Origin of the sequence: Bradymonas sediminis (genome assembly GCF_003258315.1) — a bacterium.
GTDB classification, from domain to species: Bacteria; Myxococcota_A; Bradymonadia; order Bradymonadales; family Bradymonadaceae; genus Bradymonas; species Bradymonas sediminis.
In genome coordinates this window covers 4,308,001-4,332,327 of sequence record NZ_CP030032.1, presented here as the reverse complement: position 1 = coordinate 4,332,327, position 24,327 = coordinate 4,308,001, and the positions used below count along the sequence as shown (strand labels likewise).

Here is a 24,327-nt window from a genome sequence, read left to right as displayed (position 1 = left end):
TCGGGCGGCAAATAGATGCGGCTGCCGCCTTCACTTGGACTGACTTTTTGAAGATGGCCGCTGTTTGGAGACGAAACTATGAAGAGCCTTACGCAGCGATATCCGTCGAATCTTAGGACCCGTGCCCTGCTCTCGCTTGGGGCCGCCGGGCTGTTGAGCCTGGCGGTGGGGTGTTCGAATTCGAGCCAGCCCGTGGTGACCGAGGCCCAACTCGCCGCCGAGGAGAGCCCGACGCTCGACCATACCCACCCCGAGCTTGTGGTCCTCGACGGCGTGAAGGCCGTTGAGGCGGCGTTCGACGGAGATCGGGCGAATTTCGTGCAGGAGAAGCCGTTCCGTCAGGTCGGGTTTTTCTATCGCAGCGAAAACGGCAACGGCGGGCTGGATTGGCGCGTGCGCTATACCAGCGGAAAGTGGAGCGACTGGGCGCCGGTGGAGGTGACCTGGGAAGAAGAAGATCTGCATGTTGGTCGGGTGCTGCTCGACCAGGAGGCGCTTGAGATCGAGCTGCGCGACTCGGCTGGATTGCAGTCCGCGCATATCGAGTTCTACGAGGAGGTCGTGGCTAATACGACGCAACTCACCCGTGATCTGCCGTTCGCCAAGGCCAGCGACGACGGCGAGGCGATCGACCTGTCCGCCGGCGTGAAACCGCTGCCGTCCGACAATGACGGTGACTTTCGGACCGTCGGTCAGGCGGTCGCGCCGAGCAGCCTGGTGGTTCCGCGCTCGGGATGGGGGGCGCGCAACACAAATTGCAGCGGGTCTCATTCCCCCAATCGCATGTCCATTCACCATACCTACGCGCCGGCGACTGACGGCGGTGACGCGGCGCGCGCGATGCGCGGCATGCAGGCCTATCATATCGACACCAATGGTTGGTGCGATATCGGCTATCACTTCGTGGTGAGTCAGTCGGCGAAGATCTTCCAGGGGCGCTCGCGCTCCACCGAAATCGGCGCGCACGTCGGCGGGCAAAATACCGGCAACGTCGGCATTTGCCTGATCGGCAACTTCCAGCCCGGCTATTCCAATACGCAGACGCCCAGCGAGTCTCAGCTCGCCGCCACCGGGCGTATCGTCGGCTGGGTCTCCGAGACCCATTCGATCGCGCTGAACCGCACCAAGGTCTTAGGGCATCGCGAGAATCCGGGCCAATCGACCACCTGCCCGGGCACTAACCTGCTCAATAAGATCCCGCATATTCTTGACCTGGCCGGCGGCGGCTCCAAAGAAGAATATAATATCACGGTCAAGGTGAAGTGGAACGGCACCCAGAATTTTTATACCCAGGGTATCAGCCACAACATCGCGGACGCGTTGCCCGGTGACCAATTTAAGGCCGAGATTCTCATCAAGAACGACTCGAGCGGCGTGGTGCGAAATGTCTCAAGCGGCTTCGAGGTGCTCCAGCCGTATCTCAAGGCCACCAACTACTCGATTTACTCGGACCATCCGGCCTACGACCAGAGCTCCTGGACGCTCAACGACGCCAACGATGAGCCGAATAACCCGCCCAATTCAAACCTGGGGGCGAGCGGGAAGTTGAACCTCAACGCGTTCTCGCCGGGGGAGACCAAGCGCATCCTGATCGATATGGAGGCGACCCAATATAGCATCACCGACAGCCCGAGCGGGGTGGTGCGGGCGTGGATTCAGCACGCCGAGAGCACCAGCACCACGATTTACGGCGAGCAGACCAGCTGGGGCGGCAGCGTGGCGACCAACGAGTTCGGTCAAATCGCGCGCGGCTATGCCCGGGTCGATGTCCTGGAGCGCGATACCTGGCTCTTCGATGATACCGAGGACGACGCGAATCTGGAGGGCTGGACCGGCGCACCGGAAGCCGGCATCACCTCACTGAAGGTTAATACGAGCCTGGGCGCGATGGCGCTCAAACACGCCGACGCCAACGTCGAGCTGACGGCGCCGGATTGGACCGAGATCAACGCCGACCAATACGACCAGCTCGTGCTGCGCCTGCGCTCCCACGACGGCCCGCACACCGCGGTGGTCTATTGGGGCACCGGCGACGGGTTTGACCCGGCGCGCTCGGTCGCCTTCCGGGGCCTCGGCGACAGTGAGTTTAACGACCTGGTCATCCCGATGAGCTCCCACTCCGACTGGGCTGGCACCATCAAGGAATTGAAGATCGTTCCGCTGCTGGGCGACGCCCCGGCTGAAGACGCGAGCGCGTGGTATGATATTGACGCCATCTTCTTCCAGAGCTCGACCGAGAAGGCGACGTCGGCCCCGGGGATTGAGTATAGCGAAGAGACGCCGGTCGAGCTCGTCGACCCGGGCGCCGACAGCGAAGACCCTTCGGACGATGAGAAGGACCCGGGTGTGGGCGGTGAGAATCCCGGGCAAGATGGCGGAGACCCCGGCAACGACGGGGAGTCGCCCCTGGACGAAGACGGTAACCCGCGGGTGAAGGTCAAAAGCGGCGGGTGCTCGAGCACGGGCGCTGACGCCGACGCAGCGCCGCTGTCGCCCTCGGGCGTGGCGTGGGCGCTCGGCCTGGGCGCGCTGGGGCTGCTGTCGCGGCGTCGACGCGGCTAAGCGTCGTTGATAGTTTGGTGGGCACTCGGAAAGCGCGCGATATATTTTGCGCGCTTTCTGTGTGCTTGGTTGACGCAACACCTTAAGGTTGCGTAAATTCTAGCGGTATACTTTAGCTTTTGAATTACTGCGTATCTGGAGAGTCTCGCATGATCACCTGTCCCAAATGCACGAAAGAAATCGCCGATGACTCCGCCCACTGTGGTTATTGTGGGCAGGAGATTAAGGCGAAGAACGAGAAGAAGACCATGTTCGGCATGGCTGCCCTCGACGGCGCGATGCTTGAGAAGGCGGTCCAAGAGGCACAGGCCGCAAAGGATCAGGCGAAGAAGGCGGAAGGTGGGCTGAAGTTGCCCAAGCCCAGCGGCGGACTCGGCTCGGGGAGCACGCCGTCGCCGAGCGCCTCGGGCGGCAGCGCCGGGCTGAAATTGCCCCGCCCCGGCCAGAGCGCGGACGAAGTCGAAGACGTCGGGTTGGCCAAGACCGAGATGCTTGAGTTTAACGAAGAAGCGCGCGCCGACTTGCGCAAGGCTTCGGAGGCGGCAGCAGCTGCCGAGTCGCACGTCCAGGGCGCCGTCGATGACCTCAGCGACACCGCCGCGTTTGACAGCGATGACGTCAACGCGCAGACCGCCCCGACCGCGTTGCCTAATTTTGACGAGCCCGCAGGAGGCGTCGCCTTCGGTCAGCAGGATGGTTTTGGCCAGCAGGGCGGATTTGGCCAGCAAGAAGTCACGCCGCAGGGCGGCTTCGGCCAACAGGGCCCCGTGCCCGCTCCCGAGGGCGGATTTGGTCAGCAGGCCGGGTTCGACCAGCCGCCGAGCGCCGCTCCGCAAGACGGATTCCCGCAACCCCAGGGCGGCGACCTCCCTGCGCATGCGCCCGAGCAGGCCCCGAAGAGCAAGAAGGGCCTGTTTATTATCATCGGCGTCGTCGTACTGCTCGGGACCCTCGGGTGTTTAATGGGCGGTGTTTATTTGCTCATGTCGAATCTTGCCGGCTGATCGGATTTATTCGTAAAGCTCGCTGAGCACCTCGTCGGCCCATTGATTGATCAGGCCAAGTTCCCAGGCGAGGTGCAAGATGGTGTAGCGATTGCGGATATCCTTTGAGTGTACGATGGCTCGGCGAGCGCGCTCGCGCGCTACGTCGAGCTCAGCATAGCGCCGCGGCCCCTGGGCGGCGCGCAAGTCGGCCTGCAGCGATTCCTGGCTGCGTAGCGTCTCGCCGACCTCCTCCAAAATAATATCCCACTCTTCGACCAATTGGGTGAGCCGGCCGCGCAGCTCGGCAGCGCTCGGGTATCCGGGGCGCGCGTGTTTGACCACCGGCTCAAAGAGCGGGCCGAAGCGCTCACGAAGCACCCGCTCGTAATCCTCCCAGGCGGGCAGGGCGGCGACGCGCTCCTCGATGTCGATGGTCGCCGGGTCGAGGGCCTGCAATTTTTCGTAAAATAGCGCCGTGCTCAAGGTGCCCACGCCGACCTGGCAGCCGTGCAAATCGTGGGGCTGGTCGAAAGCATAGGCCGTCATATCGATATAATGGCTGATCAGGTGCTCGCCGCCGGAGGCCGGGCTCGAGGAGCCGGCGACCGCCATGGCGATGCCCGAGAGGATCAGCGACTCGGTGAGCCCGCGGATGGCGTCGATATCGCGCGAGGTCAGGCGCTCGGCGACCCCGTCCAGGGCGCGCGCGCCGTGCTCGATAATCTCCATCGCCTCGACCGAGTGTGGCGTGCCCTTTAAGCGCGCCGACAGGCGCCAATCGGAGTTCGACACCGGCTTGGAGAGCAGGTCGCCCAGGCCGCTCGCGATCATGCGGGTGGGCGCCTGGGCGAGCACCTCGAGGTCGGCCACGACCACGCGCGGCGCGGTGCAGGATTGGGTCGTCTTGACGCCCTCCGAGAGGATGGCCGCGATGCCCGAATTATAGCCGTTCATGCTCGGCGCCGTGGCGATGACCGCCATGGCGCGATTTTGGCGGTGAGCGCCCATCTTCACGACGTCGTTGATGGTGCCGCTGCCGAGCGCGATCGCCCCGGCGGCTCCGGCGTCGACGAAGGCCTGCTCGAACTCGGCGATCAGCGCGTCGCTGCACACCGGGTCGCCCTCGGCGGGCATCGGGATATCGTAGCGCTCCCAGGATTGCCCCGCCGCGTCGAGCATCGCCGCGCTCTGGGCGCCCGCGGCCGCCCAGGTATTGGCGTCCGACACCAGCAGCCAATGCCCGGCGTCCAGATGGATCTGCAGCAAATCGTAGCAATTCTGGATCGCGCCAGACTCGATCAAACAGGCCCGGGTCTCAAGGCGGTCTTGGTATTGGGCCAGATAGCTGTCGACGAGCTCGCTCATAATTATATCCTGGGTTTTGGAGAAGACGCGCCAGCGCGTCTGCAGTTGATATCGCACGAATATTCGCTAGATTTCAAGCGTTCGCTAATTCCCCAAAAAGCTTCGCGCCCCCGTAGAGATAGAAGGTGTATGGACGCATTGAGCCTCGATAATATGTTTGCGTACCTGTCCGGCCAGGTGCTGTGGTGGGGGCTTTTGGTGCTGATGTTCAGCGCGATGATTGAGTACGTTTTTCCGCCGTTTCCCGGGGATACGATCACGGTCGTCGGGGCGATGCTGATCCCGAACGCCGGCTGGCCGTGGCAGGGCGTCTTCGCGGCGGTGATCCTCGGCAGCATGATCGGGGCGGCTTTTGACTGGTGGGTGGGCGATTGGGTGGCGCGAAACGAGGACCGAAACACCTGGCTTCACCGCTTCCTCGCCCGCGAGAAAGTCCAGCCGAAGGTGCAGACGCTCCTGGAGCGTTTTGAGCGCCGCGGCAGCGTCTATATTCTGCTCAATCGGTTCATCCCGGCGTTTCGCGCGTTCTTCTTCGTGGCCGCCGGCATGGCGCACTTGCGCCTGGGCAATGTGTTGTTTTTTGCGGCCGTCAGCGCGGCCGCCTGGAACGGGATGTTGCTCGGGGTGGGGTATCTGGTGGGCTTCCAGGTCGACACGCTGATGACCTGGGTGCAGCGCTATACCACCGCGGTGTGGATCATCTTGGGCTCGCTATGCGCTGCGTGGTTGACGCTGAAGTTGATCAAATATCTTCGCCGCCGCAGCGCCGGCTGAGGCCGCGCTCAGCGCGACACCCACTCGCCGTAGGGGCGCCCGAAATTGGAGCGATAGTGAATGGTGTCGAGGGGGCTGCCGGGCGGCGGGGTATAGGGCTCGCCCCAACGCGCCCCCGGGGCGAGCAATTTGCCGTCCGCGGTGCGCTCAAGGATCGGGTCGCCTTTCTTGTAGGCCGCGATCTGCTTGGGCGAGGGGACATTCTTGGCGCGCGCCTTTGCTTCGGCTTGCTTGACCTCCTCTGGCTTTAGCTTCGCGCGGGTATAGACCACAAAACTATGGGGGCCATAGGGGTATGCGTAGACCCGCGGCATAAAGTCGCGAAGCCCCACGGCGTGCACCTGGTCGCGCGAATAGAGGATCTCAAAGTCGACAAAATTCTTCTCGAAGAACGCGCCCACCTCCTCGAGGCTGCTCGCGACCTGCACGCGCACTTTGTCTTTTTCTTCGAAGAGGCCGATGGGGTTTGGCGGGATCGGCAAGCCGTAGACAAGTCGGTCAAAGCGCGCGGAGTCGGGGGTGTCGGCGCTGGCCTCGGCAGCGGCGTTGTCTGTGGGGTCTTCGGCGGATTTTTCTTGCGGAGCCTCGGCCACTTCCTTTTTGGAGCAGCCCCCGCAGGCGCTGGCGCTCAGGAGGGCGCCGGCGAAAAGAAGGCCCAGGATTCGGCGAGAATTTTCGTAACGTTGCATGATCGCTGCTCTTAGTTCAGCCGCCTCGCCCGGGGGCGAGGCGGCTGTGTCCGGCTTAGTTGTCGATGACCGACCAGCTCAACGGGTTGTGGCTGGACAGGGTTTTGGCGATATCCTGCTCGATGGCGAAGATACCACCGGCGTTGCCGGTGGCGCCGCCGCCGGGGCTGCCCGGACCCGTGCCGCCGCCGATCGCGCTGCTATTGTCTCCCGAGAGTTTCGAGGAGGTCGACTGGGCGATGAGCGTGGGCTGCTGGGTGTTCGCGGCGTCCATGCTGCCCGGGTCGAGGTTGTCGGCGGTACAGGTTTGGCCCTGGGTGATGGTTAGGCCGCGCACGACGATTGGCTCCTCGAGGCTGGCTGCGTTCTGCGGCTCGTAGGCGAAGCAATCGCCGTTGACGCTGCTGGGAACGCAGACCGTGCCGGTCGGGATCTTGGCCTGGCCGCGGTCGATGCTCGCCGCGGTCGCGCTGCGGAAGAGGCCGCGCGGGGTATTGGTGGACAGGTCCACGTTCGCCGGGTCCAGGTTCCCCTGGAAGGTCATGCCGTAGATGCGCGACCAACCGGGGGCACACGCGTCATCGGTGGGCTCGACGTAGGTGGTGAAGTAGACACCGCTGTTGAAGACGACCGGCGCGCCGGTGAGCTTCTCGCTAAACTCGTCCGAGTTGTTACCCGTGTGGCCGTCGAACTCGTGATGCCACACCTTCTCGCTGGCGATGTTGGCGCGGTAGTTTGTTCCGCTGGCGGTCGCTGTAATCTTCTCGCGCACCGCGATCATCAGCTGTTTGGTGCCCGACACGCTCAAGTCACCGACTTCGCCCAGTCCGTAGAACACGAGCAGATCGTTGTTGAGCGAATGGGTGCTCTTGGCCAGCGCCGGCTTGAAGGCGGCCGGGCCGAGCTTGGAGTGCTCGTCATACGCCGCGATCTGGGTGCGCGGGTCGAAGAAGAGCTGGACATACCATTTGGCCGGGTCGGGGTTGGACATGTCGATTCGGAAGAGGCGGCCGGTCGCGTCGCCCACGAACCCGCGGGTGACCAGGCTTCCGGGGCGGCCGTCGTAGAGCGCCGGGGAGCCGGTGACCGCGTGCTCAAAGAGCTTCTCGCTGCCGGTTGAGTCGTCGTCCTCATAGGTCACGAAGCGGCGCAGCAGGCTGCCGGTCTGCAGGTCGACCACGTAGATCGCCCGGCCCATGCGGTGCTCGCGGCAGGCGCCCGGGTTCTGGTCCGCGGCGCCGCCGCTGAACACAGCGATGGGGCGGCGCAGGCGTGTGGTGTTGTTGTCGAAATCCGCGTCCACGACCACGGTGCCGATGGCGGCCTCGCCCACGCTTCGGCCCATGAAGGACTGATTCCAGAACTTGGCGTCGGTTTCGTTGGTGCTGTTGATGCCGCAGTCGTTCTTGATCGTCTCGGTGACCAGGCTCGCCGTGGGCGTTTTGGCGATCACGTTAGCGGTGCTGCTCGCGTTGAGTTTGGACACCTGATAATGCTCCCAAATCGGGTCAAACTCCCACAGCGGAATGGGGTCCGGGGCCTGGGTGCTCATGCTGCCGTTGCCGCCGACGATGCGACCGCCGGGGCGGGTGACGTCCATGGCGAAATAGCCTTCACCGGCGTTGCCCAGTCCCTGGACCAACACGGTGCGCCATTGGAATGCGCCAAGGAATCCCTCGTAGGGGGAAAGGTCGGACAGTCCGGTCGCCTTACACGCCTGGGAGTGGTTATTATACGCGTTTGCGACCGCGGGGGACTGGCAGAGGCGCACGTCTTGAACGGTCGGGGTGCCGTCGAGCAGGTAGGCGTGTTTGCCCTTAAAGCCCGCCAACTTCTGGTGAAGCATCTGGGGCAGATAGGCCCAGGCTTCGCGCTGGACATTCTTGGAGACCTCGTCGCCCTCGTTATTAAGGACCTTGTCCTCGGGTTTGGGGGGCGCGCTGCTGTCGAGGGCGCCGGCGTAGAGGGCGTGCAAGAAGCCGTCGGTGGTGGCGACATAGAGCATGCTGGGGCGGTTGGCGTAGAGCGATTGGTACTCGCGATAGCTGTCGATGGGAAGCGCGCGATCCGGCGGCTCCACGGCGACCGGCGAGCCGTTGAAGATGGCGCCCAGCGCGCGACCCTGCTTCTCGACGGTGCGCCCGTTGACCTCATCGACGAGGTACTGCAACTCCGTGACCGAGTCGGTATGGAAGTAGGCAAAGTCGGACTTGCCGTCGGTGGTAATGGTCGCGGCGATACTTTGGAAGTCGCTCTGTTCGACCGGGATACGCCAGCCGACGTTGTCCTCGGTCTCCGGCCAGCGATGTCCGCTGCCGAAGGTGTCATTGGAGCTATTGGCGCTGAGTCGACGGAAACCCTGGCCCAGCGAGAAGCGCGAGGCGAGGGTGCCCGGATATGCGCTCGCCGGCGGGGGCGTGGTGAAATAATGCGGGCTCCACTGGCTAAATGTGGTGAAGATACGGCGCGAGCCCTTGTGGTCGACGGTTCGGTTTCCGTCGTCCCAGGTGACCCGGCCGGCCTGGTCGTTGACCTGAGCGGCGATGTCGGTGGTGGTGTTCATCCCGGGAACCGGCGTGCAAAGGTGGGCCTGGCGGTAGAGTTCGCCCTTCCAGAAGACCTTGCCGGGCTCGACGTTGACGCCGGAGAAGTAGCGGAACTGGCCGCCGTCGGTCACCGTGGCGTCGTCGAGGCGATTGACGAAGGTCGGGCGGGTGCGCGAGCTCAAACCGGTGCTGACGATATGGTTGAAGAGCAGCTGCAGGCCGACCGTGGTGCGCTCGACCAGGTTGGTGCTATTTCGGAACGCGGGGTCGGTCGGAAACGCGAAGACCGCCGCGGGGAAGTAGCACTGGGGCGTGGTGGTGTCGCGGGCCAGGTAGGTGTAGCCGCCGCTGCGCCCCGTGATATAGTTGGCCTGGCGCTCGTCCAGGCAGATCTGCTTGCTGGTGTCGCAAGTGCCGCCTTTGCTCTGCGGGATATAATCATCCCCGAGATAATAGCTCGCGCAGGTGCGCCCGGCGATGGCCATCTCAGCCATCTTTTTAATGATTTGCTCCTCTTCCTGCTGGATCTCGAGGGGGATGGAGCTGCCGGGCGTCGGGAGATGCAGGCCGGTGAGGCCGACGACGTGGACGCGCGGGTTATAATTCAGCGCCTTATGATAGTCACTGCTCCCTTTGGCCGCGTTCCACGAGCCGCTCAGATACGAGTCGCCGCTGCGCTGAGTAGGGGCGAAGGTGCGATCGCCGTTGGCGTCGGGCGCGGAGACGCCGTAGGCCTGATCGCGCACAAAATAGTCGATCGCGTCTTCGGTATTACTATAGGGGTATTGCGCCTTATTATAGCCGAAGGCCGAGTTCAGGCTGTCGTTGAGCGGGGGGGCAGCGCCGTCGCCGCGCTCGGGCTCCGGGGTGCCGTCGGTGAGCATGATGACCTGTTTGGGGCGGCATTCCATATACGGGTCGTCCATGACCGGCCCGTTACCGCTGCCGTTTCCTTCGGCGAAGAATTGGTGGATATCATAGATCGCGGCCGCCAGCGGGGTCGCGCGCGCCACGGGTTGCTTGCCGAGTTGGTAATCCTTCAAAAAGTCGTCGAGGTCTTTAGAGAAGACGATCTCATCGTCATTGGAGAATGGTAGCCCCAGGATGCTCCCCGAGCCCGACGGTTTGAGCTTATGTTTGTCGCTGCGGTTCAGATACCCGGCGTCGACCAGCGCGTATTGAACGAAGTTTGACACGTCGGCTGCGATATCCGCGCCCATGTCCAGGCTCTTGGGGGCCAGCATCTGGAAGACGCCCAGGTTATAGTTGCGCTTCTCCGGATCGTTCGGGTCATAGACGCCGCCCTCGCCCTCTTTGAGTCCGGCGAAGTCGGAGTCCATCGTGTCGTCGATATGCTTTTCGCCGTACTCGCCGCCCTTCCAATCCTTGGAGAGCGAGTCGTTATTATTGGCGTTCTTCTTGGAGTGTTGGTAGCTGTCGAACATCGCCAAACCGAAGATCGCGCTGCGCGACATCGTGTCCATCAGGCCGTTGGCGTGCTGGCCGTCGAAGACCTCCTGGAAGTGGGGCTGCGGGTCGGTATGGTCCGGGTATTTCTCGAATTCGGAGGGATCATCGCCGCAGACATCTCCGTTGACCCCGGTGCCCCGCTGACGCGGCACGATCCAGCACCCCGGGCCGTAGACCGCCGGGTCCAGGCTGCTCAGCGGCAGCGTCTCGCCCTGGCGGGCCAGGACCATATCGCCGGTCAGGATCTCCTTGAGGGTGACGTGGCGCGGCTGGCTGGTATTTCTCAGGCGATAGTTCGATGGGTTTGAGGCGGTGCCCCGGATATCCCCCGAGGCGCTTTGCTCCTCGCTCTCCAGCCAGTCCTCGCCGTTGCTCCAATTCCAGGTGGGCCGGTAATAATCGTTGCATTGCGTTTTCCAAACCCGGCAGGGGCCGAAATAGGTGGGCGCCGAGGAGTTCGGATCCTCGATGAGTTTATCCCGCAGCGACCAGGAATTGCCCGAGGCGTCCTTGGGGTATTCTTCGTCGCCCTCATCGGTCCACTCCATGCTGCCTGAGGTGTCCATCAGGACCATGATAAACGGTTTTTGGGCCGCTGATTCGCCGTCCTGGGCGTTGGCCGTGGCCGCGACCGAGCACATCCCGAGCGCGGCGCTGGTGCAGAGGACCCGGAGCGCTCGATGGGCGAGGATTTGGGGGGTGAATTTAGAGTTCATGGAAAGTCTCCGGGCTATTCATTCAGCGAGTCAGCGTTGTTATTTGGTCATCGCAATGATCTGCGAGCGGTTTCAGGATTCGTGCTGTGTTTAAACTTAGCGCGCGCCGCAGTCGATCGGGCCGATATAGGTCTCGAGCACCGCGCGTTTATTGCCCACCATCCCTGCTCCGGTCACGGTATCGGCGGGGTCGCCGAGCATCGCCTGGCTGGCCACGGTGACGCGCTTATAGCAGGAGGATTCGCCGGCGCCCGGGGCCGCAGGGCCGTCCATCGGGTCGCGGATCACGCTGCTGAATTGGCTCTTCTGGGTCCCGCGCGAGTCGGCCTCAAAGGAGTTGGTCTGGTCGTTGACGGCCAAAAGCCCCGTGCCAACCACCCCGGTGATGTCGATATCTTTGAACGCCCGGGTTCCGCTCTGTGGCTGGGCCAGGTGCAGGTAGGCCCCGCGGCGCGCGGTGTCGATGCGCGAGCCCGATGAGATGTCGGCGAAGGCCGCGTTCTGCTGGCGGTTCATCTGGGTCCAATAGTGCTGCGCGCTCTTGCCCGCCTGAGACGAGGTGTAGAGCACCGCCGCGTTGGCCAGGCCGCTGGCCTGCGCACGCACGCGATACGCGCCCGACTGCTGCAGGCTGACCCCGACGCTATGCATCGCGGTCATCCCCAGGCCGGTGAGCACCAGCAGCACCAGCAGCGTCAAGATCAACGCGCTGCCGCGGGATGCGTGGAGCCAGGACCGCGTGTCGGGGCGCCGGGAACTATCATTTTTGTGCATTGAAGTTTTCATCGAAAAACTCGCTCACAGGGCGCGTCAGGATTAATGAAGGTTGCGCATCGCAAAAGTGGTCAGGGCGATATCCGATTGCACCGTCACGACGCGCGCGGCGCCGGGGGCGTCCGGGTAGATATTAAAATAGCGCAGAGCTCCCGGGTTCGCGCCGGAGGCGTCGTTATTATAAAGCGCGGCCAGGGCGTCTGGGATGTCCTTTCGCTCGTCGCGGGTGTGCAGCGACAGGCGGATATGGGCCATGCGCGCCTCGCCGAAGCTCGGGGAGGCAACGTCCATGCAGCTGCCGCCCTCGCTCGGGCTGGCCCACTCCGAGATCCAGTCCACGCCGCTGAGGTTGCCGCTGGGGTCGGCGCAGTCAAACCATACCTGGAAATCGGCCACGCGATCGGCGATGACCACCTGGTCCCGGCTGTCCGGCAGCGCGTCAGCCGGGTTCGTGTTGGCCGGCGCGCACAGGGCGGTCGCGATCTTGGTGGCGTCCAGGCGGTCGCGGACCAGGCGATAATTGTCGGGGTCCAGCGGGGAGGGCTCGACATGGTACCAATAGGCGTCGACCAGCGCCGCGCCGTAGCCGATATCTTCGTCTCCAAGGGTGGGCGGGTCGAGTCCCTTCTGATTGGCGCTGCCATCTTCTTTGCTCTGGCGCACATGCAGGTTGGGGCTCAGCTCGAGCTCCACCGGGTTCGCCTCAGTCGACGGCCCGCCGGTCACGGCGGTGGCGGCGCTAATGCCGGTAAACTGCAGGTTGCCGTCGCGATCTGCGATGCGCAAAAGGCGATTGGGGAGGCCGTCGGCGAAGTGAGTTTGAACGTCCGCGTTAATCCCGGCCGGCAGCGCCGTGTCCAGATAGAAGGGGTTATTGCTCAGCAATTTCGTCACCCCGCGGATGTGCCCGGGGATGGTCGCCCTGCTCGGGGGCCCGGGGACGATATCGGCGACCTCGAAGGTCTGGGGGAAATCCACCGCGCCCATGACGATAAACCCGTCAAAGCTCACCCCCACGCGGCCGCTGCTATTGTGCGCGTTGTTCTTTGCGGTGCTAAGAATGGCGGTGGAGTTCTGCCAATCTTTATACCCCGCGATGCCCTGCACGCATAATTGGTTGGACGTGCCCTGGATAACCCAGGGGTCGTTCTTGGAGTCCGGCGAGGCGAAGGCGCCCGCGCTTTTCAGGTCGGAGCCGACCCGCTCGACCGCGAAGCGCGCGCTGTCCATCGTGTTGACCAGGCTGTCGGCCTCTTTGAGGCCGTCGGAGGTCGTGGAGAAGAGCGAGAAGATCACGGTCATGATCATCCCGAGAATCACCAGTGAGACCATCAACTCGACCAGGGTAAAGCCGGCTCGCCCCCGAAGGTGCCCCGAAGCGGATGCTCTATTTTTAGGGGTAATTTCGCTCATCGTTATTTGCTCACCAGGGGGGAGTTTAAATAATCTTTGCGCTCGATCTGGGTGCCGAAATATTGCACCCGATAACCGAGCATCGGCAGCGAACCCGCGTCGGTGTCTGCAAGCTCCGGGTCGAGCTGCGCTTGACGGTCCCCGGGGATGTCGGAGCAGCCGCCGGCGGGGATGACCTGGTTTGCCGACGGGAACACGACGGCGACGTGCACGATGAGCAGGTCGCCATCGGTGTTCACGTTTCCGCCGCGCACGTACACGCAGAAGCGGGCGTCGCCATCCGCGGTCAGGCGCGTGTTGACCGGCGCCTTAAATAGTTGATTCCACGTCTGCCAACCCGTCGCCGCCGGGGCATTGCCGACCGCGACCTCTAAGTAGGACTTCGCGCTGTTGGTTAAGTAGGTCTGGGAGGTCCCGGTATACGCCTGAGACACCCCCGACAGCGTGTTGATGTTGCGCCATTGCTGGGACTCGGCCTGCATCACTTCGATGACGCGCTGGCCGATATCGGCGGCGTTGGAGTTGTCGCGCGAGATCATCGACCCGGCCAGCGAACTATATTGCATCGCCATGGTTGCCATGATGCCGATGGCCAAGACGACCATCGCCACCATGAGCTCGACCAGCGTGAAGCCGCGCGTTTTTGGGTTGTTTGGGTTCATTGCACCACCGAAATTGCGCCGTTATAGGGGATCTGGATGTCGAAGAAGTTGGCGATGTCGCGCCCGTCTTTTTGAAGCTGGCGGGCCCTGGCCTCGGTGGCGTTGTTGACGCCGACGGTCAGGCATTTGTCGAGTGACTCGCCGCCCAGCTCGTTGGTTGTATTGCCGGGGTCGGTCGCCTGGACGAAGATGCGCGCGTTTACCCCGCCGCAGGTGGCCGTGAGCGGCAGGCCGAGCGCGTCAAGCACGCGCCCGTCCGGGGTGAAGCATAGGGTGAGGGTCGCGTCGGTGGTCGTCGCGACGCCGGCGGCGTTATGCCCGGAGATTTTCATGTCCGGGTGGCGCTGCGCAAGGTCGGCCTTCGGCGTGGGGGTGACGACTTTGCTGGTGTCCGGGAAGCTATTCGCTTCGGCGCAACTCTGCGAGAAGCACGCCGCCGAGGGCGTCGCGCTGGCGCAGTCGTTGGGCTGCTTTCGGTACATCGACACCGAGCCATGATCGCCCGACGGGTCAACCTCAACGAAGACGACCTGGCCGGTGCCCATCGCCTGGTTGCGCGCCATCAGTAACACGCTGGCCACATCGTTGGCCGCCGAGCGGCCCTTGTTGCGGTGCATATAGCGCGAGACACTCGGCGCCAAAAAGGCCGCCAATATTCCGATGATCGCCACCGCGATCATCATTTCGGTCAGCGTAAAGCCGCGTGGCTGATGGATGGCTTTTCTTCGATTCATGGGCGTCGCTTCATTTCGAGGAGGTCTCTGGCGAAGTTGGGTCGTAAATCGTCCTGGCGTCGCGTGCCTGCGCGTCCGAAGCGTCCGGTGATGCAGTCGTTGAGGCCATTCAGAGGTTTTCCACCTTCATCATAGATCATGTGCAAGAGTTGAACCAATTAATTTTACCGTCAGACCGCTTCTGCTGGCCCCTGGGCCGGGGGGCTGAAGTGGCCGCTATGAAATAAATGCGTAGCTATGAAATCATTGCGTAGCGCGCGCCCTTTAGCCGGTCGCCCGCGCCGCCAAAATCTCAGGATTTCCAATTCGCCGATGGCGGTGCTAGGTTCCATCTCGCAGAAAGCATGCATGCCCGAAGGGGCGAACTTTTACTCGATGATGACGTTGTATGATGGCAGAGCAATCACCCGAGCAACAGGCGCCAACCCCGTCGTCCAGGGGCTTCTTTGGCGAAGTGGTCAGTATTTATCGCAACTCGCGCAAGGAACAAGATATTTTTTGGAATATCTACGTCGCGCGACCGCTGGCGGCGGTGCTGATCTACTTTTTGCGGGCCACGCCGATTACCCCCAATCAGGTCACCTTTCTGGGGGCCTTTAGTTTTCTGGGGGTCGCGGCCGCGCTGATCGCGATGCCGGGGTGGGGCGGGATGCTGGTGGCAGCCGCCTTGCTTCAATTCGCCTATCTGCTCGACTGCGCCGACGGGCAGCTCGCCCGGCTAAAGTCGATGACCTCGGAGGTCGGCGCCTATCTCGACTTTTTGATCGACGAGGTTAAGGCGTTGATTCTGGTGGGCGCCTTCGCGGTGCGCCTCTGGCTTGCCCATGATGACCCGCGCTGGCTGTTGGTGGGCCTGGTCGGCATGGCGCTGGTCTCCATCGCGACCTCCCTGACCAACTTCGTGCGCCGCCCCGAATACGCCGGGCGCGATATCAAGCCGGGTGAGTCGGCGCGGCGAAAGGGCGAAAAGCCCAGCACAGGGCTGGGCTGGATTCTGTGGGCCGTGCAGAGTTTTGCCTCCTGGCTGATCCATTATCCCTCCTGGTTCGTCTATTTGGCGCTGGCCGACGGGCTCGAGGCCTTCGACGGGTCGGCCTGGTTTGTGTATCTTTTCCTCGGGGTGTACCTTGTGTATGCCGCGAAGACCGGCTTGGGCGTGCTCTTAAAGCTGGGGAGCCCCGGATTTTACAAGAAATAAGTCCGCCCTAATCGGTTATTTTGTGGCCTCCGAGGAGGACATGAAAAAGATATTGATAAAATCAAGTGCAAAAATTTGCGCCTTTGCCTCAGGCACCCTATAAGTATGACAGATGCACTTGATGGCACTCGTTGCTATATCTGAATTTATAAACTGTTGACTGATACGCCAAGCTGCGGTGGATGCGACTTGGACAGGTGAGGGAGCTACATTGACGAACGAAAAAAACGATAAGCGCGCGACGACGGCAACCACCGTAAGCCAGGAAGCTCCGACAGCCGCAATGGAGTTGCTTAGCGCCGAAGAAGAGCATGTCGTGCGCATGCGCCACGGCCTGGGCGAGGGCGATGATTACGAATTGAAATTCGGCCTGGGCGCCACCGATGAGACCATGGCCAAGTTGGCAAATCTCGAGATGTTCCTGGTCGAGAAATTCGCGAAAAAGCCCGTGATTTCAGGTGCTTTTGATGGCGTCTTCGCCGACGTTGAAGCCGAGAGCGTCTCGGTCCACGCGAGCCGTCGCAGCGACGACTAACGGGCCGAATAGACATCGAAAAAGCCAGTATTCCGCGAGGAATGTCTGGCTTTTTTGTGCCTTCCTGGGCTCAACCCCGCTCGATAATCTTCTCCCAGCGAATCCGCTGCGCCGGGTCCGCCAGGACCCGATAGGCGCTCATACACAAAATAATGACGCCCATCGCGGTGCTCGCCGCGATCATAAACATGATGAGAATCTGGTAGCCCACCGCGTTAATCGGCGAGGCGCCGGCCAGGATCTGACCGGTCATCATGCCCGGCAGGCTGACCAGCCCGACGATCATCATCGAGTTGATAATCGGCACCATGCCGTTTCGCACCGCCTCGCGCATCCAGGGCTGAATCGCCTGCCAGGTCGACGCCCCCAGACTCAGCCGGGCCTCCACCGCGCGGCGCTGGCGCACCAACTCGGTGAGCAGGCGGTCCAGGCTCAGGCTGATGCCGGTGAGCGCGTTCCCCAGGATCATCCCCACCAGCGGAATTACGTAGCGCGGCGCGTACCAGGGGTCCACGTCCAGGATGATCTCGGTGACGCTAAACGCGGTGATGCTGCTGGCGAGCACCAGGGACGCAAAGGCCGCAAAATAGGCGCCCGGAAAGCGGCGCTCGGAGCGCTGAATCGCCGCGCGCGCGGCGGCCACCAGCATCACCAGGAGCACCGGCAGGACATAATACCAGCGATTCAGCGCGAAGACCCACTCCAGCACAAGCCCCACCAGCGCGAGCTGCGCGACCGTGCGCAGCGCCGCGATGCCAAGGCTCTTCTGCAGCCCGAGCTTCAGCGCGATGCTGATCGCGGCGGGGATAAACAGCAGCAGCGCGGCGAGGGCTAGGTCCCAAGGCGTCAGCGTGATAAGTTCGTTCATAATGATGTCATTTTCGCAGTTGCGTCCCACGGCGCCATATTGAGAACCCGCGTGCCGACGCGTTCGATTTGCGCTGGATGATGGCTGATCCAGATGAGCGCGCGCTGCCCCGGGGCGGCGTCGACATAGTCGAGGAGCAGTTTTTCGACCTGTTCGACGCGCTCGGGGTCGAGCGCGGAGGTGGGTTCATCGAGCAGCAGTAGATCGGGTTGGCCGATGAGCGCGCGGACCAGGCAGACCCGCTGTTGTTCGCCGACCGATAGGGCGTCGAAGCGGCGCGCGTTGTCGATATGAGCGAGCCCGAGTTGCTCAAAAAGCGCACGTTGCGCGTCGGCGTCGAGCGCTCTTTCGGGGGCGTCTAATTCGCGCGCCATTTGCCGCGCGAAGTCCATATTCTCACCCACCGTGTCGGCCACCGCCGTTGGGTGCTGCTGGACGAAGGCGGCGCGCTGGCGAAAGACGCGCATCGAGGACGCGTCGACCCGGTTGCCGCGCCACCAAACCCGCGCACCTCGCCGGGGCTCAAGGCCCATCAGGCAGCGCAGAAGGGTCGATTTTCCCGAACCCGAGGGCCCGACGAGGATGATCTTTTCGCCCGCGTCGACGCGAAGCGCCACATTCGCGAAGACGAGATCGTCCTGATTCGGCGGTCCCCAGCTCAGGTTTTCGGCGCGCAATAGTGGTGCGTTCAAAGTCTGCTTAGTCATAAGTTTTAGAAAAGTTAGATCGTTTTCGTCTTGCGCCCGTATATACCACTGTTGATTGAGATATTGCATTCACACGAAAAAATTCCGCTGCATCCATTGCCCCTACCAAGCCCTTGAGGAACGACCATGATGAACGCGAAGCCCGTAAATAATGCGATTTTGATGATATGCGCCGCCGCGCTGTGCGTGGGGGTCTCCACAGGGTGCGATAAGTCCGCGGAGACGAAATACGAAGAGGCCAGCAACGCGGTCAAAAGTGAGGTCACCTTTGACGGACCGTCGGGCTCGGCGAGCCCTTCACGGGAAGAAGTCGCGGCGAGTCCGGAGCCGAGTGTGGGCTTAGCGGATGAAGCCGAGATGGAAGCCCCGGAGGAGGGGGTGGTGAATAAGATGCGCATGCCACGGGTAAAGCGGGGCGCGAAGATGATGGCGGGGGCCAGCGGTGGCAGAGGTGTGCATAATATCGTGGCGCCGCCGCCTGCCCAAAAACCCACCAGCGCGCCCGCAGATACCGGCGCCAAAAACGCCGCGGTCAACCCGATGACTCGGGTCGCCGACGACGCTCTCTCCACCTTCAGCATCGACGTGGACACCGGCGCCTACACCCTGGCCCGGCGCGCCATCAACAGCGGCGCGATGCCCTCGCCGGGCACGGTGCGGGTCGAGGAATTCGTCAATTATTTCAAATATGACTACCCCGCCCCCAAAGACGGCGCGTTTGGCGTGAGCCTGGACGCCGCGCCCAGCCCCTTTGAGCCCGCCCTGAATCGCAAAATCGTGCGCGTCGGGGTGCAGGGCAAACGCCTGAACCGCGAGAGCCGAAAGCCGGTGCATCTGACCTTTTTGGTCGACGTCTCCGGCTCGATGTCCGGCCACGACCGCATCGAGCTGGCCAAGGAGTCGCTGCAGATCCTGACGCGCAACCTCGGCGAGGAGGACACCATCGCCATCAGCACCTATTCGGGCGCGGTGAAGACCATCCTGGAGCCCACCGGGGCGGCCCAGCGCGCCAAGATCTCCAAGGCCATCGACTCCCTGAGCGCCGGCGGCGGCACCCGCATGGGCGACGGCCTCGAACTCGCCTATAAGATGGCCCTCAAGGGGTTCGTCGCGGACCACGCCAACCGCGTCATCGTCCTGTCCGACGGCGACGCCAACGTCGGCGCGACGACCTTCCCTGAGATCCTCTCCACCATCCGCAGCTACGTCGAGGACGGCGTGACCCTGTCGACCATCGGCTTCGGCATGGGCAATTATAAAGACCAGATGATGGAGCAATTGGCCAATCAGGGGAACGGAAATTACTATTATATCGACTCCAAAAAAGAGGCTCAGAAGGTCTTCGGCGAGCAGCTCGACGGCACGCTCCAGGTCATCGCGAAGGATGTGAAGATCCAGGTCGAGTTCGACGCCGATTCGGTCATCTCCTACCGCCTGCTGGGCTATGAGAACCGCGACATCGCCGACAATGACTTCCGAAATGACCGCGTCGACGCCGGCGAGATCGGCGCTGGCCACAGCGTCACCGCCCTCTACGAAGTCGTGCTGAGCGAGGCGGCCGCGCGCGGCAAGGCCATCTCCCAGCTGGCCACGGTGCGCATCCGCGCCAAAACCCCCACGGGCACCCAGGCCAGGGAGCAGGCGTTTGTGCTAACCACCCGCGATATGCACGCGAAGCTGGCCGACGCGAGCCAGGACTTCCAATTCGCCACCGCGGTGGCCGGCTTCGCCGAGGTCCTGCGCGACAGCCCCTACGCCAAGGGCCTGAGCCTGGCGCTCGTCGAGGAGCTCGCCAAATCGGCGAGCACCCCCGCCCAAGCCGACCGCCAGGAGTTCATTGGCCTGGTCGCGAAGGTCAAAGCGAGCAAATCGGCGTCCGCCGGCGTGCTCCTTGATTGATCGCTTTTCGCCCCATCCAAGCCGCCGGTGGGAGGGTGTGGATGGGGCGAGGTGACGCTGTGTTTTGCCCCCGGGTTTTGGGATGGGTCGATTATTCGATCGATTAGGCGCCGCTTGCTTCACTGGTTGAATTGTCGCGACGATATGCGATGATATCGCCCAGACTGACGACCCCACCTGTGCCCGAGGAACCCCATGAGCGATCCAAAGCCGGTAACGCGAGCGCTGGCTATTCTGATTTTGGCAATCGTCGCGCTGCTCAGCGCGGCGATTTCCTGGGTCCTATTATTTGGCGAGACGGTGAAGACGAAGTTCACCGAGGCCAACCAGGCTGTCACCAATGAGGTTACCTTTGGTGAAGCCTCGAGCGCTCCCGCCGCGCCCGCCGCGCAAGCACAACCGGTGAAGCCCTCGCTGCCGGCTCCTACACGGCCCCAGGTCGCCGACACCGACTCGTTTAACGGCGGCGAGGTTATCAACACGATGCGGGTAACACGTCAATATCGAAAAAAGAGCAGCAGCGGGCCGACGGGACCGTACCTCATGAGAGGCTCTCGCGCCGAATCTGCCGCGCCCGAGCCGCCAGCACCGCCTGCCCCGAAGCTTCGCCCGCCGCCGCCGCTCAAACCCGACGATCTTGCGCCGCCGACGCCGTCGAGCACCAAGATAGCTCCAGGCCAGGTGAACCCGATGACCAAGGTCGTCGATGACGCCCTGTCGACGTTTAGCATCGACGTGGACACCGGCTCCTATACGTTGGCGCGCCGCATGATCAACGAGGACTACGAGGTGTTGCCACATCGGGTGCGCGTGGAGGAATTTCTTAATTATTTTCCCTACGCCTATCCGGAGCCCCAGCAGGGTGCGTTCGGCGTGAGCCTGGACGCCGCGCCCAGCCCCTTTGATGCGGCGAGCAATCGCAAGATTATGCGGGTCGGCGTGCAGGGAAAGCGGCTCACCGATGAGAGCCGAAAATCAGCACACCTGACCTTTTTGGTCGACGTCTCCGGCTCCATGGCAGGCCCCGAGCGCATGGGTCTGCTCAAGGAATCGCTGCGCATCTTGACCCGCAATCTTGGCCCCGGCGACACCGTCGCCATCACCACCTATGCCGGGACGGTCGAGACGATCCTCGAGCCCAGCAGCATGCTTCGCCGCAATCAGATCTACGAGGCGATCGACTCGCTCAAAACCTACGGCAAAACCGGCATGGGGAACGGGCTCGAGATGGCCTATAAGCTCGCGCTGGACAGCTATGTCGAGGGCGCCGTCAACCGCATCATCGTCCTGTCTGATGGCGACTCGAATCTCGGGCCAAGCTCCTATTCCGCGATCTTCAAGCGCATCCGCGCCTACGTCGAGGAGGGCATCACCCTGACGACCATCGGCTTCGGGATGGGCAATTATCAAGATGAAATGATGGAGCAATTGGCCAACCAGGGGAACGGAAATTATTTCTATATCGACAGCCAGAGAGAAGCCCGCAGGATCTTCGGCGAGCAGCTCGACGCCACACTGCAGGTCATCGCGAAGGACGTGAAGATCCAGGTCGAGTTCGACCCCGCAGCGGTCGTCTCTTACCGTCTGTTGGGCTATGAGAACCGCGATATCGCCGACAAGGACTTCCGAAATGACCGCGTCGACGCCGGCGAAATCGGGGCAGGACACAGCGTCACCGCCCTCTACGAAGTTGTGTTGACCGAGGCCGCAGCGCGCGCAAAGGCCGACTCGAAGCTCGCCACGGTGCGCATTCGCGCCAAAACCCCCACGGGCACCGAGGCCACGGAGCAGGCGTTTGTCCTGAACACCCGCGACATGCACGCCGACCTTTCGGACGCCGGCCCGGACTTCCAATTCGCCGCCGCGGTGGCCGGGTTCGCCGAAATTCTGCGCGACAGCCCCTACGCCAAAGAGCTCGACCTGGCCCTCATCGAAGAACTCGCCAAATCCGCCAGCCGCCTGGACCAGGTGGAGCGCCAGGAGTTCATTGGCCTGGTCTCGAAGGTCAAATCGGTGCGCGCGGTGTCCGCGGGCGTGGCCCGTGATTGACGCGAACGCGCGCCATCTACACGGTCGGTGAGTGTGTGTTTTGGCAGGGAGTTCAACCAAAATCTTGCGCGATGTGATTGATTCGCATCGCGCAATATCCTATCTATAAGGCGTCCGTTTTCCCCCCACGACGCCGATACTTCCTATGATTACGCGCTCGCCGATTTCCCGATATTCAATGCTCTCTTTTGTGTTTTTGGTCGGCCTGAGCGTCGCTCCGATTTTCGGCTGCTCCGACGACTCGGCGCCCACGGATTCGGGCCCCGAGGCGGTGCTCGCGATCAGCTATCCCGAGAGCGGCGCGTTTATCAATAAATCGCGGGTGATGGTGCGCGGCACGGCCGAAGGCGTGGACACCGTCAAGGTGAACGGGAACCAGGCCGAGGTGGTCAGCGGCGAGTGGAAGGTGCTGGTCGACTTCGCCGAGGGCGAGGCCCTGGCCACGGCGAGCGCGGGTAAGGCCGAGGCGTCGGTCGACTTCGTGGTCGACACCATCGCGCCGGTCATCGAGTTGGCTCAACCCGCGCGCGGATTGATGCAGGCCGATAGCGACGGCGACCAGGTCGTCTTCGCCGGGCGCGTCACCGAAGAGGTCAGCGGCCTTAAGGTCCTCGGGCTCGACGGCGCGGGCGTGAGCTTCGACGAAGACGGCAACTTCACCCACAGCGCCGAGCTTCGCCCCGGCTATAACGAATTCGAATTAAAGGCCGTCGACGGCGCCGGCAATGAGTCAAAGACCATGCGCGCGGTCGTCTTCGGCCCGCTGGCCGGGGCCACCGATGAGATCGACTCCGCCGCCGAGATCCTGCTGAGCCCCGCGCTCTTCGCCGACGCGGGCGATGTGATCCTATCGCTGATGACCCCGGAGCGGCTCAGCGAATTTCTCCAGGGGAGTATGGCGGATAATGAGAACTTCCAGATCGACTCGATCGACTATAGCGACGCCTCAGTCGAGATCGCGCCGCACTCGATGGATCCGCTCCACGACACGGGTTATATCACCATCGATCTGAGCGTTGAGGCGCTCGTGATCGCCGGCACGGTGACCTTCGAAGGCGAAAGTTTGCCGGTGACGATCACCATCGACCAGGTCGCCATCTCGACCGAGCTGACCCTGGCGGCGACCGAGGCCGGCGGGCTGGATATTTCTTTTAGCGAGTCGGTGCTTGAGTTTGAGGAAGACGCTCTTCACTTCGACGTCGCCGGAAAGACCGAGCAGGACCTCGGCGAGGGGCTGCGCAATGTCTTATTTACTGTGGCGACCGGCGTGGCCAAGACCGCGTTCTCCGAGATCTTGAGCGACGAACTCTTCGCGCAACTCTATGACCCGGGCCTGCTTCGCCGAAGCGTTGAGTTGCTGGGGCGCACCCTCGAATTCCAGCTCTATATTCGCCAGGTGCGCATCACCGAGGGCGACGGCATCTTCGTCAAGGCGTCGATCGCGGTGGTTTCGCCAAAATTTGAGGGCGTCCCGGATGTCCCGGGCGCGCTGGACCTGCCGCAGGGGCCGCGCACTTCGAGCTCGTTGGCGGGCGACCTGCTCGTGAGCACGCGGCGCACCGCGGTCAATCGCATCCTGCACGGCGCCTGGCGCAGCGGTTTGCTCAACCTGGCGCTGGTCGGCTCGGACTTCGCCGGCTTCGAGTTGCCGGTGGAGCTGAGCGCCTCGGCCCTGAGCGTGCTCCTTGACTCGCGCATCTCACAATTGGCCGATAAGTCAACGCCCGCCGGACTGAAGTTGCGCCCGCTGCTGCCGCCGATCGTCGACCTCAAGCAGAGCCCCGCGGCGGTCGAAGCCGGCGCCAATGATATTCGGCTGCAATTGGGGGACTTGATGGCCGATCTGCAATTATTGCCGAGCGATGGCGCACCCATCGATATCGCGACTGTGGCGCTCTACGTCGATATAAGCGCGCAATTCACCTCGCGCGACGGCAAGCTCGGGCTGACCATGGACGCCACGGCGCGCGCCGACGTCGCCGAGGAACCCACGCTTGACCTCGATGACGCCAAGATCGAGGACCTGCTCACCAACCTCGTCGGCCTGGCCACCCAAATGCTGGGGAACAAGTTGGAGCTGGGCGCCGACACCGAGCTCGGCTGGCTCCGTGTGCGCGAGCCCCAGGCCGAGGTTCACGGCGTCGAGTTTGACCAATTATCGGTCGCCGCCGATGTCGAGGCGGTGCCGCAGGAATAGGGCGACGTTGAATCGATGCGTGGATGTGGGTTGGTGCGACGTTGAATCGATGCGTGGATGTGGGTTGGTGCGACGTTGAATCGATGCGTGGATGTGGGTTGGTGCGACGTTGAATCGATGGGTGGATATGGGTTGGTGCGACGTTGAATCGATGGGTGGATATGGGTTGGTGCGACGTTGAAT

The 24,327-nt window shown here is 62.9% G+C and carries 17 protein-coding genes; 8 read left to right on the top strand and 9 right to left on the bottom strand.

The genetic code is table 11. The features are described from left to right. Positions 1–78 precede the first annotated feature (78 nt). Together DN745_RS16335 and DN745_RS16330 are read left to right on the top strand one after the other, a co-directional pair. Positions 79–2,562, top strand: a complete 2,484-nt coding sequence (locus tag DN745_RS16335; RefSeq protein WP_111336462.1) for an N-acetylmuramoyl-L-alanine amidase — start codon at positions 79–81, stop codon at positions 2,560–2,562. A gap of 149 nt (positions 2,563–2,711) precedes the next feature. Beyond that, positions 2,712–3,566 (top strand): zinc ribbon domain-containing protein, encoded by an 855-nt coding sequence (locus DN745_RS16330; protein WP_111336460.1) that lies wholly within the window; start codon positions 2,712–2,714, stop codon positions 3,564–3,566. A gap of 6 nt (positions 3,567–3,572) precedes the next feature. On the opposite strand, the gene DN745_RS16325 is transcribed toward DN745_RS16330, so the two are convergent. Continuing rightward, a complete protein-coding gene (locus tag DN745_RS16325) occupies positions 3,573–4,913 on the bottom strand; it encodes an iron-containing alcohol dehydrogenase (protein WP_111336459.1) in 1,341 nt (446 codons plus the stop codon). A gap of 129 nt (positions 4,914–5,042) precedes the next feature. On the opposite strand from DN745_RS16325, the gene DN745_RS16320 reads away from it, so the two are divergent. After that, positions 5,043–5,687 carry a DedA family protein gene (locus DN745_RS16320; protein ID WP_162687735.1) on the top strand — a complete coding sequence of 215 codons (645 nt, stop codon included), beginning with the start codon at positions 5,043–5,045 and terminating at the stop codon, positions 5,685–5,687. Between the two features lie 8 nt (positions 5,688–5,695). Here DN745_RS16320 and DN745_RS16315 read toward each other — a convergent pair whose 3' ends face one another. The 6 genes from DN745_RS16315 to DN745_RS16290 form a co-directional block, all read right to left on the bottom strand. Then, complete coding sequence (locus DN745_RS16315; RefSeq protein WP_111336456.1) at positions 5,696–6,376, bottom strand: hypothetical protein; 681 nt, start codon at positions 6,374–6,376, stop codon at positions 5,696–5,698. Between the two features lie 55 nt (positions 6,377–6,431). Continuing rightward, entirely contained in the window at positions 6,432–11,108 is a 4,677-nt protein-coding gene (locus tag DN745_RS16310; RefSeq protein ID WP_111336454.1) for a pilus assembly protein, read from the bottom strand. Positions 11,109–11,204: 96 nt separating this feature from the next. Continuing rightward, the gene (locus tag DN745_RS16305; RefSeq protein ID WP_133621935.1) at positions 11,205–11,894 is read right to left on the bottom strand and encodes a hypothetical protein; all 690 of its coding nucleotides are present in this window, start codon (positions 11,892–11,894) and stop codon (positions 11,205–11,207) included. 30 nt (positions 11,895–11,924) lie between these two features. Next, the gene (locus tag DN745_RS16300; protein ID WP_111336450.1) at positions 11,925–13,295 is read right to left on the bottom strand and encodes a PilW family protein; all 1,371 of its coding nucleotides are present in this window, start codon (positions 13,293–13,295) and stop codon (positions 11,925–11,927) included. 2 nt (positions 13,296–13,297) lie between these two features. Further along, entirely contained in the window at positions 13,298–13,957 is a 660-nt protein-coding gene (locus tag DN745_RS16295; protein ID WP_111336449.1) for a prepilin-type N-terminal cleavage/methylation domain-containing protein, read from the bottom strand. After that, entirely contained in the window at positions 13,954–14,691 is a 738-nt protein-coding gene (locus DN745_RS16290; protein WP_111336447.1) for a pilus assembly FimT family protein, read from the bottom strand. The genes DN745_RS16295 and DN745_RS16290 overlap by 4 nt, the downstream gene beginning before the upstream one ends. Positions 14,692–15,079: 388 nt before the next feature. Here DN745_RS16290 and DN745_RS16285 point away from each other — a divergent pair, with 388 nt between their 5' ends. Further along, complete coding sequence (locus tag DN745_RS16285) at positions 15,080–15,889, top strand: CDP-alcohol phosphatidyltransferase family protein (protein WP_111336446.1); 810 nt, start codon at positions 15,080–15,082, stop codon at positions 15,887–15,889. A 211-nt stretch (positions 15,890–16,100) separates the two neighbouring features. Further along, positions 16,101–16,424 carry a hypothetical protein gene (locus DN745_RS16280; protein ID WP_111336444.1) on the top strand — a complete coding sequence of 108 codons (324 nt, stop codon included), beginning with the start codon at positions 16,101–16,103 and terminating at the stop codon, positions 16,422–16,424. Between the two features lie 70 nt (positions 16,425–16,494). Here DN745_RS16280 and DN745_RS16275 read toward each other — a convergent pair whose 3' ends face one another. Both DN745_RS16275 and DN745_RS16270 read right to left on the bottom strand, forming a co-directional pair. Beyond that, on the bottom strand, positions 16,495–17,292 hold the full coding sequence (locus DN745_RS16275) for an ABC transporter permease (protein WP_111336442.1): 798 nt from the start codon (positions 17,290–17,292) through the stop codon (positions 16,495–16,497). Continuing rightward, a complete protein-coding gene (locus tag DN745_RS16270; RefSeq protein WP_162687734.1) occupies positions 17,289–17,999 on the bottom strand; it encodes an ABC transporter ATP-binding protein in 711 nt (236 codons plus the stop codon). Before DN745_RS16270 ends, DN745_RS16275 begins: the two co-directional genes overlap by 4 nt. Positions 18,000–18,125: 126 nt before the next feature. Between DN745_RS16270 and DN745_RS16265 the strand changes: the two genes are divergently transcribed. The 3 genes from DN745_RS16265 to DN745_RS16255 all read left to right on the top strand — a co-directional run bounded on the left by DN745_RS16265 (position 18,126) and on the right by DN745_RS16255 (position 24,144). After that, a complete protein-coding gene (locus tag DN745_RS16265; protein ID WP_111336439.1) occupies positions 18,126–19,898 on the top strand; it encodes a vWA domain-containing protein in 1,773 nt (590 codons plus the stop codon). 195 nt (positions 19,899–20,093) lie between these two features. Next, positions 20,094–21,947 (top strand): vWA domain-containing protein, encoded by a 1,854-nt coding sequence (locus DN745_RS16260; protein WP_111336437.1) that lies wholly within the window; start codon positions 20,094–20,096, stop codon positions 21,945–21,947. 178 nt (positions 21,948–22,125) lie between these two features. After that, complete coding sequence (locus DN745_RS16255) at positions 22,126–24,144, top strand: hypothetical protein (RefSeq protein ID WP_111336436.1); 2,019 nt, start codon at positions 22,126–22,128, stop codon at positions 24,142–24,144. The last annotated feature ends 183 nt before the right edge of the window (positions 24,145–24,327 follow it).